Genomic DNA, 11,702 nt, shown 5'->3' with positions numbered 1-11,702 from the left:
CGCGGGGGGGGGTGCCCCCCACCCCACCGCTCGCGGGGGCGGGGCGTACCCCCGCCGGGGGGGTTTCCCCCCCGCGCCCGCGGCCCCGGGGGTACCCGCGGCCGAGTAGCGGAGAGCTGTTCTGCTACCGGGCGGCCCGGTTCACCGCCGAGACCACCGCGCGCAGCGAGGCGGTGGTGATCGAGGTGGCGATACCGACACCCCAGACGATCCGGTCGCCGATCGCGCACTCCACATACGCCGCGGCCTGGGCATCGTCACCGGCCGACAGGGCGTGCTCGGAGTAGTCGAGCACCTCCACCTCGTAACCGACCGTCGAGATGGCATCGACGAAGGCCGCGAGCGGGCCGTTACCGCTACCCGAGATCTCCTGCTCGACCCCGTCCACCTTCACGACCGCGGTGATGGTGTCGGTGCCGCCGTCGGTTTCCGACGCGGTCACCTTCTGCCGCATACGTTCCAGCGGCCGGATCGGGGTCAGGTACTCGTCGGCGAAGGCGTCCCACATCTCCTTGGGCGTGATCTCGCCGCCCTCACCGTCGGTGATCTGCTGGATGGCCTGGGAGAACTCGATCTGCAGCCGGCGCGGCAGAGCCAAGCCGTGATCGGTCTTCATGATGTAGGCCACGCCGCCCTTACCGGACTGCGAATTGACCCGGATCACGGCCTCGTAGGTGCGGCCGACGTCCTTGGGGTCGATCGGCAGGTAGGGCACCTCCCAGGTCAGATCGTCGATATCGGTTTCGGCGGCGTCCGCGGCGGCCTTCATGGCGTCCAGGCCCTTGTTGATGGCGTCCTGATGGCTACCGGAGAACGCGGTGTACACCAGGTCGCCGCCGTAGGGATGGCGTTCGTGCACGGGCAGCTGGTTGCAGTACTCCACCGTGCGGCGGATCTCGTCGATATCGGAGAAGTTGATCTGCGGGTCCACGCCCTGGGAGAACATATTCATCCCCAGCGTCACCAGGCAGACGTTGCCGGTGCGCTCACCGTTGCCGAACAGGCAGCCCTCGATCCGGTCGGCGCCGGCCTGGTAGCCGAGTTCGGCGGCGGCCACCGCGGTGCCCCGGTCGTTGTGCGGATGCAGCGACAGCACGATCGAATCGCGGCGCGCCAGGTTGCGGTGCATCCATTCGATGGAATCGGCGTAGACGTTCGGCGTCGCCATCTCCACGGTCGCGGGCAGGTTGATGATCAGCGGCTTGTCCGGGGTCGGGGCGATGATCTCGGAGACCGCGTCGCAGACCTCCTTGGCGTATTCCAGCTCGGTGCCGGTATAGGACTCGGGGCTGTACTCGTAGCGCCAGTTCGTATCCGGGTAGCGCTGCTCGATCTCCAGGCACAACCGCGCGGCATCGGTGGCGATCTTGCGGACCGCGTCGCGATCGGCCCGGAACACCACCCGCCGCTGCAGGATGGAGGTCGAGTTGTAGAAGTGCACGATCACGTTGGTGGCGCCGGCGCAGGCCTCGAAGGTGCGCTCGATCAGTTCGGGACGGCACTGGGTGAGCACCTGGATGGTGACATCGTCGGGGATCGCGCCGTCTTCGATGATCTCGCGGACGAAATCGAAATCGGTCTGGCTGGCCGAGGGGAAACCGACCTCGATCTCCTTGTAGCCCATCCGCACCAGCAGGTCGAACATCCGGCGTTTGCGGGCGGGGCTCATCGGATCGATCAGCGCCTGGTTACCGTCACGCAGGTCGACGGCGCACCAGGCGGGGGCGCGGTCGATCACTTTGTCCGGCCAGGTGCGTTCCGGGAGCACGACGGGTTCGACCTCTTCGGCGAACGGCCGGTACCGGAACACCGGCATCGACGAGTTCTTCTGCTGGTTCCACGCGGGCTGGTCGGCGGGCGCAGGCTTGGCAGGCGCGGTGATGGTGCGCGTGCTCGATACGAAGGCGTCAGCGGGTGACATGCGATTTCTCCGTGGGTGAGATTGTTTCCCGAATTGGGTCGACCGGCGCGGCGGAACCCCGCGACGGGAAGCCGGTCCGATCAGACCCCGTCGCGGCGGCTGAGAAGAAGTGCCCGCTGCATGACTCGTGCGAGTCTACCCCCAGCGTCACCACCCCTGACAAGGCGGTACGGCGGATCGGCGCTTCCGGGTTCGCCGGGTGCGGCCGGTCCGAACCGTTTCCGTATCGCGGCCGCCGCGAGCATTTGCCCGTCCGGCCGAGGCGGCGTGCGTCGCGGGCCGCCGTCGCGGGCCCGTCGGCCATCGCGCTCGCCGCGCCCTGCGTGACGGCGCGACGACGGACGCGCCGCCACCGGCGCGGAAGAGCCGTCCGGTCAGGCAAGGGCGGGCGATAGAGGCCGCCGCCGGCGGTGTGTCGGAGTAGACAACAGCGCCGGGTCAGGCCGGGGTGGCCGAACCCGTAGCGTTAGCGTGCCCTGGGCAGTGTTGCGCGTGACCGGACGGTTCCGGCGAGGTCGAGGGGTCGAGGATGAGTTGGCTGGAGATGCTGGCCGTTTTCGCCGCGGGTATCGCCGCGGGCGGGATCAACACGGTCGTCGGCTCCGGCACGTTGATCACCTTCCCGGTGCTGCTCGGGATCGGTCTACCCCCGGTGACAGCGAATGTGTCCAATACCGTGGGCCTGGTGCCGGGCTCACTCAGTGGGGTGATCGGTTACCGCCGCGAACTGGCCGGCCAGCGGGCCCGCTTGCTGCGCTACAGCTCGGCCTCGCTGCTGGGCGCGGCCGTCGGTGCGGTGTTACTGCTCAACCTGCCTGAAGATGCCTTCGCGGCGATCGTGCCCGCGCTCATCATCGCCGCGCTGGTGCTGGTGGTACTGCAACCGCGGCTGTCGGCCTGGGTCCGGGAACGGCAGCGCGACAAGGCCGCGGCGCCGGCCCACGGCGGCCCGATTCTGCTGGCCGCCATTTTCGCGACCGGTATCTACGGCGGCTACTTCGGCGCCGCCCAGGGCGTGCTGCTGGTGGGTCTGCTCGGCGTATTCGTACAGGACGAACTGCAGCGGCTCAATGCGGTGAAGAATGTGCTCGCGCTGCTGGTGAACGCGCTGTCCGCGGTGATCTTCATCGCCGTCGCGGAGATCGACTGGCGGGTGGTCGCGCTGATCGCGGCCGGCTCGATCATCGGCGGCCAGTTCGGCGCGCGGGTGGGCCGGCGGCTGTCGCCGAATGTGCTGCGGGCGGTGATCGTTGTGGTGGGCACCATAGCCGTAGTCCGTTTGTTGTTCGGTTGACCAGCTCGAATCCGCCGGGGGCGCAGGGCAGTTCGCCGCTACGACTGTTCAATACCCGGGAATATCGGTACCATCCCAGCGCTTGTTGCGTGACGAAAGAGGTACCGGGGTGGATAGGCGAGCCCTTTTCAAGGCCGCGGGGGCGGCTGCTCTGATCGGGGCGATCGGGGCGGGGGTTCCGAAACCGGAATCGGCGTTGCCGCGCGCCGCGGCGCAGCCCATCTGGCACGAATTGTTCGCCCAGTGGGTCCCGGAGATCTTCGCGCCGCTACCGGAGGCGCCGCAGCATACCGAGGCCATTGTCATCGGCTCCGGTTTCGGTGCGGCGGTCACCGCGCTGCGGCTGGCGCAGGCCGGGGTCGCGACCACGGTGCTGGAGCGCGGTTCGCGCTGGCCCAACGACCCGTGGCGGGAGATCTTCACCGGCGACGATCTGCCCGACGGCCGCGGCTTCTGGCACGCCACCAGCTTCACCGGTGTCACCAAGGTGCCGATGCAGTTCGCCGATTTCGGCGGGGTCCTGGATTGCACCCGCTATCCCGGTATCGACGTCTGGCGTGGTGCCGCGGTCGGCGGCGGTTCGGTGGTGTTCACCGGCGCGATGATCGCCCCCGAGAAGCGCCTGTTCGACCATGTCTTCGGCGGTGTGGTCGACTACGGGGAGCTCGAACGCGTCTACTATCCGCGGGTCCGTTCGATGCTGCGGCTGGACCCCATGCCCGCCGATATCTATCACTCCGCACCGTTCACGCATTCGCGTGCCTGGGACGACCAGGTCCGGAAGGCGGGCTATCAGCCCGTCCCGAACGATTCGATCTTCACCTGGGATGTTGTGCGCGGCGAACTGACCGGCGCCACCCGGCCCTCGGCGACCGTGGGCCGCAGCAACCTCGGCAACTCCAACGGCGCGAAATTCGACCTCAACCAGAACTATCTGAAGGAAGCGCAGGCCACCGGTAAGGCACGGATCTTCCCGGGCCACCGCGTGGACGCCATCGCCGAGGAACCCGGCGGCCGCTTCGCGGTGACGGTCACCTTGCTCGCGCCCACCGGCGCAGTACTCGGCACCCGCACCCTCACCTGCGACAAGCTGTTCCTCGGTGCCGGTTCCATCGGCACTTCGGAACTGCTGGTCCGCGCCCGGGAGACCGGTACGCTGCCGCGGCTCAACGAGCATATCGGCGAAGGCTGGGGCACCAACGGTGATGTGGTGCTGGCCCGCGGTGCCAGTTCGGTCGCCGGCAACGGCCAGGGCGTGCCCAGTGCCAGCCGGATCTTCGACGACAGCGGTATGGCCCTCACCCTGGAGAACTGGTACATCCCCGGTATCCCGTTCGAAACCGGTGCGCTGGCCTCGCTCGCCGTGGTCCTGGACCCGACCCGGACCCGGTTCGGCTTCGACCGGGCCACGGGCGCGGTCGGACTGTCCTGGCCCACGCAGGCCCAGGACGAGGTGACGGCGGCGGCGCGAGCGGTCGACCGGCGGATCGCAGAGCGGGCCGGTGCACTGGCCGAGTACAGCGCGCTGGGCTACGACGCCAATGCGTTCTTCACCGCGCACCCGCTGGGCGGTGCGGTGCTGGGTAAGGCGACCGATCCCTACGGCCGCGTGCACGGCCACCGCAACCTCTACGTCATGGATGGGGCGGCGATTCCGGGCAGTACGGCGGCGGCCAACCCGTCGCTCACCATCACCGCACTGGCCGAGCGCAATATCGAGGCGATCATCCGCGCGGGTCGGTAACCGATAGCCGGCGGTTCACGGACCGCCGGGCGGTTCAGCAACAAAGGTTTCACCGCGCTGGACGCTGCTCGGCAGTGTGCCCCGGCCGTTCCGGCCCCGGCCGGGCGGCGGCGGTCTGGTTCGGGGACGGCGTATTGCGCGGGCAGGCCGCGGTGCGGGCGGGTAATACTTGAATACGATCTTTCGGCGTCGAAGGGAATGCAGGTGTCAACACCGCCGTCCACGGAGCCCGGCACGATACCCGTAGCCGATATGGCCGAACCGGATGAGTTCCCCCGGAAACCGCCCGCTCTGTGGACCGATTTCGTGATGCTGGCGCTGGCGATCGTCTCTGTGGTGCTGGTGTGCTGGATCTCCTTCTTCGAGGTGGATCCGGACACCTACCGCTACATCGTCATCGCCGACTACACGATCTGTGCCGTCTTCGCCGTCGAGTTCCTCTGGCGCTGGCGCCGGGCCGGCTGGCCGTGGACCTATCCGTTCGTCTACTGGTACGAGATTCTCGGCATGATCCCGGTGACCAGCCCCGCCTTCCGGGCCTTCCGGCTGCTGCGGATCATCGTGATCCTCGTGCGGCTGGCCCGGGTGGCCGACCGGGTTTTCGGGGATCGGGTCACCGCGGCGGTGATCAATCATTTCGTCGGGACGATCGTGGAGGTCATCAAACGGCCGATGACGATCGCGATCATGGAGGAGGTCACCGCGGTCCTGCGCACCGGCCACTACACCCGCAATATCGCGACGGCGCTGGAGGAGAATCGCAGCGAGCTCGACGAGATGATCGTCGAGATGATCAAGAACGATCCGCAGACCGGCCGGGTGCGCTATATCCCCTTCCACGACGAGATCATCCGGCTGGTCGCCGATACCGTGTTCCGCATCCTGTTCCAGGTGCTGGCGGATCCGCGTACCGATGAACTCGTCTCCGATATGATCCGGGAGAACGTGGACCAGATCCGCGAATCGGTGCGCTCCGGGGTCAAGGTGGCGCCTTCGGCCTACGGCCCGACCCCGCACCATCTCACCGCCCGGTATCTCAACGGGCAGCGGGATCAGACCAGGTCGTAGGTTTCGGCCTCCGGGAATTGTTCGGCGTAGGCGGCGAAGTTCTCCACCAGCGTTTCGTAGGTCTTGCGTACCGAACGTTTGAGCAGGAAGCCCGGGAGCGGAACGGGTGTGTACTGCTCCACGTGCAGCAACACCTCGCTACCGGTGGCGCCGGCGGTGACTTCGAAGAACCCGCCGCCGCGGATCCCGCGGCTGCTGTCGGCGACCTCCCACGACATCCGGTTGTCCGACCAGTCGAACTCCCACACCTGCATATCGGGGGAGTTCGAGATATCGACCTGGATGAAAACGCGGCGCGGGCGACCGTCCTCGTCGCGGTTGGCCACCCGGGCGTCGATGAAATCGGGCGACCATTCGGCGAACATCTCGACCGCCATCATTGCGTCCATGACCTGCGACGGATCGGCTTGCACGGCGAAACTGATATCGGTCTTCGTACGCATCTGGTCCCTCGCACCCCCGGTTATTACGAATCGGCCACGATTGTCTCTTGCGCGTCGCGTGATCGTCAACACGCTGTACAAGGCGAGCAAGGTGTCCGACACGTAGGTATGCGGCCCGCGAATAACTGCGGGCGTTTGCTGGTGTGCGGGGTACGGGGTGCGCCAGGGTCAGTGAGGATGTTCGACTGTCGCGTCCGGGCCGGGGAAGACCAGGGATTCGTGGCCGTCATCGAAACGCACGATATACGGCGGCGATCCCTCCGGGCCGCGTACTTCGACGATCTCCCCTTCATGATCACTTTCCCCGACGGTATGCCCGTGCACATGCAAGCGGTCTCCGACGTTCGCCATCATGATTCCCATTATTCGGCCGGAGTGGTGGTAATCACAACCCTCGCGCGGTGGGTATTGATCGAGCTGCCGGTCGCTCCGGGTGTCGAGATTCCGCGGGCGCCGGCCCTGCGCTTGACACCACTCTGATCGTAGTACTACGCTCAAACCACTTCAGGTAAAGTGCTACGAATAAGGCGGTACCGCATGCGAAAGCTGGTCTACTACGTGGGCGTCTCCATCGACGGCTATATCGCCGGCCCGGGCGGGGAGTACGACTTCTATCCGGTGCCCGAGGATATGGTCACGTGGAATCCCTACCCGGAATCCATCCCCGCGCATATCCGGGAGCGGGTCGGTATTCCCGTCGACCTGCCCAACAAGTCATGGGACACCGTGCTCATGGGCCGGCGGACATACGAACCCGGACTGGCCGACGGTGCGCGCAATCCTTTCGGCCATATGAAGCAGTACATCTTTTCGCGCACCCTCGATCCGAGCGAGTTCCCGGAAGTCGAGATCGTCGCCACCGATCCGGTGGAACTCGTCCGCGAACTCAAGCAACAGGACGGCCTCGACATCTGGCTGTGCGGTGGCGCCGAGCTCGCGGGGGCGCTGATCGACGAGATCGACGAGATGGTGATCAAGAGCTATCCGGTATTGGCCGGAAGCGGCATCCCGCTGGTCTCCGGAAAGTTCCGGCCGACCCTCTTCACGCCCCGGCGGCGGCACGAGTTCAGCAACGGGACCCAGGTCACCTGGTTCGACCGGGCCTGAAAGCGGCGGCGTCATCAAGGTGGGTGCCCGCGCGTGCGGCGGGTGCCCGGGCCGGTAAACGTGACGTCACACGGCTGTGTGTTATTCCACAGCCGGGGCGGATACTCCCGGGACAACTACTACAGGCTCGGTACGCTTATGCACTGATCGCCTGTTCGCCGACATTGGAGGACCCCTCGTGGCACTCGTTGTCCAGAAGTACGGAGGATCCTCGGTCGCCTCGGCCGACCGGATCCGGCGCGTCGCCGAACGGATCGTCGAGACGAAGAAGCAGGGCCACGATGTGGTCGTGGTCTGCTCGGCCATGGGCGACACCACCGACGAACTGCTCGACCTGGCCGAACAGGTCGCTCCCGCGCCGCCCGCCCGGGAGATGGATATGTTGCTCACCTCGGGTGAACGCATCTCCAATGCGCTGGTGGCCATGGCCATCCATACGCTCGGCGCCGAGGCGCGGTCGTTCACCGGCTCCCAGGCCGGCGTGATCACCACCTCGGTGCACGGTAAGGCCAAGATCATCGACGTTACGCCCAGCCGGGTCCGGGAAGCTCTCGACGAAGGCACGATCGTGCTGGTCGCGGGTTTCCAAGGGGTGAGCCAGGACAGCAAGGACGTCACCACGCTGGGGCGCGGTGGTTCCGACACCACCGCCGTGGCGCTGGCGGCCGCGCTCGAGGCCGACGTCTGCGAGATCTACACCGACGTGGACGGAGTGTTCACCGCCGATCCGCGCATCGTCAGCGATGCGCAGAAGCTCGAGCAGGTCTCCTACGAGGAGATGCTGGAAATGGCGGCCTGCGGGTCCAAAGTGCTGATGCTGCGCTGTGTCGAATACGCGCGCCGCTACAACGTGCCCGTGCATGTGCGCTCGTCCTACACCGACAAGCAGGGCACCTACGTTTACGGATCGATGGAGGACATTCCCTTGGAGCAAGCAATCCTCACGGGCGTCGCGCACGACCGCAGCGAGGCCAAGGTGACCGTGGTCGGCCTGCCGGACGTTCCCGGATACGCCGCCAAGGTGTTCCGTGCCGTCGCCGAGGCCGAGATCAACATCGATATGGTCCTGCAGAACATCTCCAAGGTGGAAACCGGGAAGACCGATATCACCTTCACCCTGCCGCGCTCCGACGGCCAGCGGGCGGTCGAGATGCTCTCCGGGCACCAGGAGGAGATCGGTTTCTCGCAGGTGCTCTACGACGATCACATCGGCAAGGTGTCGCTGGTCGGCGCCGGTATGAAGAGCCATCCCGGGGTCACCGCCACCTTCTGTGAGGCGCTGGCCGAGGCCGGTATCAATATCGACCTCATCTCGACCTCCGAGATCCGCATCTCGGTACTGGTCAAGGACACCGAACTCGACGACGCGGTGAAAGTACTGCATCGCGCGTTCGACCTCGGCGGCGACGAGGTCGCCGTGGTACACGCCGGAACGGGGCGATAACCATGGGTGTACGTGTGGGCGTGGTCGGCGCGACCGGGCAGGTCGGTGCCGTGATGCGCAAACTGCTGGAAGAACGCGATTTCCCGGCCGACGAGGTGCGGTTCTTCGCCTCGTCGCGTTCCGCCGGTAAGAAACTGCCGTGGCGCGGCGGCGAGATCGTCGTGGAGGACACCGAAACCGCCGACCCCGCCGGCCTGGATATCGCGCTGTTCTCCGCCGGTGCGTCCATGTCGCGGGTGCAGGCGCCGCGGTTCGCGGCGGCCGGGGTCACGGTGATCGACAACTCGTCGGCGTGGCGTAAGGATCCGGACGTCCCGCTGGTGGTCAGCGAGGTCAACCCGGAGCAGACCCGCAACCTCACCAAGGGCATCATCGCCAACCCCAACTGCACCACCATGGCCGCCATGCCGGTGCTCAAACCGCTGCACGACGCGGCCGGTTTGCAGCGGCTGATCGTGTCGAGCTACCAGGCGGTCTCGGGCAGCGGGCTGGCCGGTGTCGAAGAACTGGCCACGCAGACCCGCGCGGTGATCGACGACGCCGAGAAGCTCACCCACGACGGCAGCGCCGTGGACTTCCCGGCGCCGAACAAGTACGTCGCGCCCATCGCCTTCAACGTGCTCGCACTCGCGGGCTCGCTGGTGGACGACGGTTCCGGCGAAACCGACGAAGACCAGAAGCTGCGCAACGAGAGCCGTAAGATTCTCGGCCTGCCGGACCTGCTGGTGAGCGGCACCTGCGTGCGGGTTCCGGTGTTCACCGGGCACTCGCTGTCGGTCAACGCCGAATTCGCCGACCCGATGTCGGTGCAGCGGGCCCAGGAGATCTTGGCCAAGGCGCCCGGCGTACAACTCGTCGATGTGCCGACACCGCTGGCTGCCGCGGGCAAGGACGAATCCCTGGTCGGCCGGATCCGCCAGGATCCCGGTGTTCCGGACGGTCGCGGTCTGGCGCTGTTCATCTCCGGCGACAATCTGCGCAAGGGCGCCGCGCTCAACACCATCCAGATCGCCGAAGTGCTGCTCGCCGATCGCTGACGACGAGCCCGTCTCCCCGGCCGCCGCGCCGGGGAGACCGTGGGCTCAACGGATGCCCGGTGTCCGTGGATCGGTGCCGAGGCAGGCCAGCAGGACACAACCCGGCGGTGCGTCGCTGAACGGCGCCGCGAGTGGCTCGTTCAAGCAGGCGAAGACATCGCAGCCCGGATAGGCCGAGTTCCCGATCCCGAAGACCGCCAGCAGGATATCGATGTCGATATAGGCATCCGGGTCCACCTGTAGCGGCGGTTCCACATACGGTCCCGGATCGGCGACCGGCGGTTCGTCGAACGCAGCCATCAGCCGCCGGAAGAACTCGTGCGGCAATTCCTCGAAGTTCTGCAGGATCCCGGCCGGCCCGTGCTTGCTGATATTGCCGAATACGCCGGTCCACACGACCACCATGTCGAGACTCGGTATGACGAAGACGTTCTGCAAACCCATCCCGGACATCGCGTAGGTGTCCGGCGGCAGGAACGAGGGATTCTCCGCGCAGGTCGACCCGAGCCAGAACAGATACCCGTAACAGGGGTTCGCCGGTGACGGTGTGGTCGCGCGGGACAGATACTGCGCGGAGACCACCTGCTGCCCGGCCCAGTTGCCGTTGCCGGCGACCAGCAGGCCCAGTTTCGCCAGATCGTCCGGCGGGATCAGCAGATGCGCGTAGCCATAGGTATGTCCCGCCCGGTCCCGCGCCCAATACCAGTCACCCCGCTCGATCCCCAGCGGCGCGAACAATTCTCGCTGCGCGAATTCCTGCAGTGGTTCGCCGACGGCCGATTCCACCACGTAGGAGAGCAGATCCACGGTGCGCTGGCTGTAGGTGAAGACGGTGCCGGGTTCGTGGTCCAGCGGAACTCCCAGCGCCTGGACCGCGCTGTTGGGATCGATGGGGACGGCTCCGGTGATCCCCTCGGTGACCACGCCGGTGCGCATACCCGAGGTTTCGGTGAGCAGGTTCTCCACCGTGATCGCCCGTCGCCGTTCGTCGCCCAGCCCCGGCGGCAGGTACCGTCCGATCGGCGCCTGGATATCCAGCACACCGCGATCGGCGGCGATCCCGGCGAGCAGCGAGACCACGCTCTTGGTCACGCTCCAGACGTTCCACGGGATGTGCCCGGTCCGGTCGTTGGCAGGTCCCTCGCCGACCAGGCAGTTGTGCCGGAAAACCTGGACGTTCAGTCGATTCCGGCCACCGGCGAAGGCCAGCGCGTCGGCCAGCCGCTGTGCGTCCAGGCCCACCTGCTCAGGTTGCGCCCGCTGTGGTTCCCGGCCGGAACTCACCGCGCATTCGACCTCGGCCGGCGCGGCCTGCGCGGGGGCCGCGAAAACCTGTCCTGCCACCAGGGTTACCGCTGCGACTCCCGCCAGGAGCCCACCGAAACGCGCCATGCGGGACACAGTAATACCGGCCTGTCCGCAGCGCCGGTATCACCGGGCAGTGGCCGCGAACAGCCGAGGCCCCCCCCCCCCAGGGGGGGGGGGCGGGGGGGGCCGCCCGCGGCACGCGAGCGGCGGAGCCGTCACGTCACCGGCATCGAGAATTACGAGATCACTTGTCGCGGTTTCGGCGCGGTACACGAACAGCAGGAGATATCCGGCGCCGGTGGACGAGGGCACGAAAACGGCCTCGCCGGGCTGGTC

The 11,702-nt window shown here is 67.0% G+C and carries 11 protein-coding genes; 6 read left to right on the top strand and 5 right to left on the bottom strand.

Going from position 1 to position 11,702, the window contains the following annotated elements; all coding sequences use genetic code 11:
• Positions 1–124: 124 nt before the first annotated feature.
• On the bottom strand, positions 125–1,921 hold the full coding sequence (leuA, locus tag QH276_RS25950) for a 2-isopropylmalate synthase (RefSeq protein WP_280399557.1): 1,797 nt from the start codon (positions 1,919–1,921) through the stop codon (positions 125–127).
• A 529-nt stretch (positions 1,922–2,450) separates the two neighbouring features.
• Between leuA and QH276_RS25945 the strand changes: the two genes are divergently transcribed.
• From QH276_RS25945 to QH276_RS25935, 3 genes are all read left to right on the top strand, one after another.
• Positions 2,451–3,215 (top strand): sulfite exporter TauE/SafE family protein, encoded by a 765-nt coding sequence (locus QH276_RS25945; RefSeq protein WP_280399558.1) that lies wholly within the window; start codon positions 2,451–2,453, stop codon positions 3,213–3,215.
• Between the two features lie 109 nt (positions 3,216–3,324).
• Positions 3,325–4,959, top strand: a complete 1,635-nt coding sequence (locus tag QH276_RS25940) for a GMC oxidoreductase (RefSeq protein ID WP_280399559.1) — start codon at positions 3,325–3,327, stop codon at positions 4,957–4,959.
• 198 nt (positions 4,960–5,157) lie between these two features.
• Positions 5,158–6,027, top strand: coding sequence for an ion transporter (locus tag QH276_RS25935; RefSeq protein WP_432278653.1), 870 nt, complete (start codon positions 5,158–5,160; stop codon positions 6,025–6,027).
• On the opposite strand, the gene QH276_RS25930 is transcribed toward QH276_RS25935, so the two are convergent.
• On the bottom strand, positions 6,012–6,470 hold the full coding sequence (locus tag QH276_RS25930; RefSeq protein ID WP_280399560.1) for an SRPBCC family protein: 459 nt from the start codon (positions 6,468–6,470) through the stop codon (positions 6,012–6,014). The genes QH276_RS25935 and QH276_RS25930 overlap by 16 nt on opposite strands.
• Positions 6,471–6,638: 168 nt before the next feature.
• Positions 6,639–6,824, bottom strand: coding sequence for a DUF1918 domain-containing protein (locus QH276_RS25925; protein WP_280399561.1), 186 nt, complete (start codon positions 6,822–6,824; stop codon positions 6,639–6,641).
• Positions 6,825–7,007: 183 nt separating this feature from the next.
• On the opposite strand from QH276_RS25925, the gene QH276_RS25920 reads away from it, so the two are divergent.
• The 3 genes from QH276_RS25920 (at position 7,008) to QH276_RS25910 (ending at position 10,058) form a co-directional block, all read left to right on the top strand.
• Positions 7,008–7,577: a dihydrofolate reductase family protein gene (locus tag QH276_RS25920; RefSeq protein ID WP_280399562.1), complete on the top strand. Its 570-nt coding sequence runs from the start codon at positions 7,008–7,010 to the stop codon at positions 7,575–7,577.
• Between the two features lie 178 nt (positions 7,578–7,755).
• Positions 7,756–9,021, top strand: a complete 1,266-nt coding sequence (locus tag QH276_RS25915) for an aspartate kinase (protein ID WP_280399563.1) — start codon at positions 7,756–7,758, stop codon at positions 9,019–9,021.
• 2 nt (positions 9,022–9,023) lie between these two features.
• Positions 9,024–10,058, top strand: coding sequence for an aspartate-semialdehyde dehydrogenase (locus tag QH276_RS25910; protein ID WP_280399564.1), 1,035 nt, complete (start codon positions 9,024–9,026; stop codon positions 10,056–10,058).
• Between the two features lie 45 nt (positions 10,059–10,103).
• On the opposite strand, the gene QH276_RS25905 is transcribed toward QH276_RS25910, so the two are convergent.
• Entirely contained in the window at positions 10,104–11,450 is a 1,347-nt protein-coding gene (locus QH276_RS25905; RefSeq protein ID WP_280399565.1) for a serine hydrolase domain-containing protein, read from the bottom strand.
• A gap of 39 nt (positions 11,451–11,489) precedes the next feature.
• The coding region (locus tag QH276_RS25900; protein WP_280406930.1) for a carotenoid oxygenase family protein at positions 11,490–11,702 on the bottom strand (213 nt) is incomplete at its 5' end.

Source organism: Nocardia carnea (assembly GCF_029869215.1).
GTDB classification, from domain to species: Bacteria; Actinomycetota; Actinomycetes; order Mycobacteriales; family Mycobacteriaceae; genus Nocardia; species Nocardia carnea_B.
The sequence above is the reverse complement of the archived record's forward strand: the minus strand, read 5'-3'. Positions and strand labels throughout refer to the sequence as shown.

Bases quoted from the DNA above. Each gene is read 5' to 3' on its own strand.
- QH276_RS25945 (WP_280399558.1), top strand. From the start codon at position 2,451: ATGAGTTGGCTGGAGATGCTGGCCGTTTTCGCCGCGGGTATCGCCGCG.
- QH276_RS25905 (WP_280399565.1), bottom strand. From the start codon at position 11,450: ATGGCGCGTTTCGGTGGGCTCCTGGCGGGAGTCGCAGCGGTAACCCTG.
- QH276_RS25920 (WP_280399562.1), top strand. From the start codon at position 7,008: ATGCGAAAGCTGGTCTACTACGTGGGCGTCTCCATCGACGGCTATATC.
- QH276_RS25910 (WP_280399564.1), top strand. From the start codon at position 9,024: ATGGGTGTACGTGTGGGCGTGGTCGGCGCGACCGGGCAGGTCGGTGCC.
- QH276_RS25925 (WP_280399561.1), bottom strand. From the start codon at position 6,824: ATGATGGCGAACGTCGGAGACCGCTTGCATGTGCACGGGCATACCGTC.
- leuA (WP_280399557.1), bottom strand. From the start codon at position 1,921: ATGTCACCCGCTGACGCCTTCGTATCGAGCACGCGCACCATCACCGCG.
- QH276_RS25930 (WP_280399560.1), bottom strand. From the start codon at position 6,470: ATGCGTACGAAGACCGATATCAGTTTCGCCGTGCAAGCCGATCCGTCG.
- QH276_RS25935 (WP_432278653.1), top strand. From the start codon at position 5,158: ATGCAGGTGTCAACACCGCCGTCCACGGAGCCCGGCACGATACCCGTA.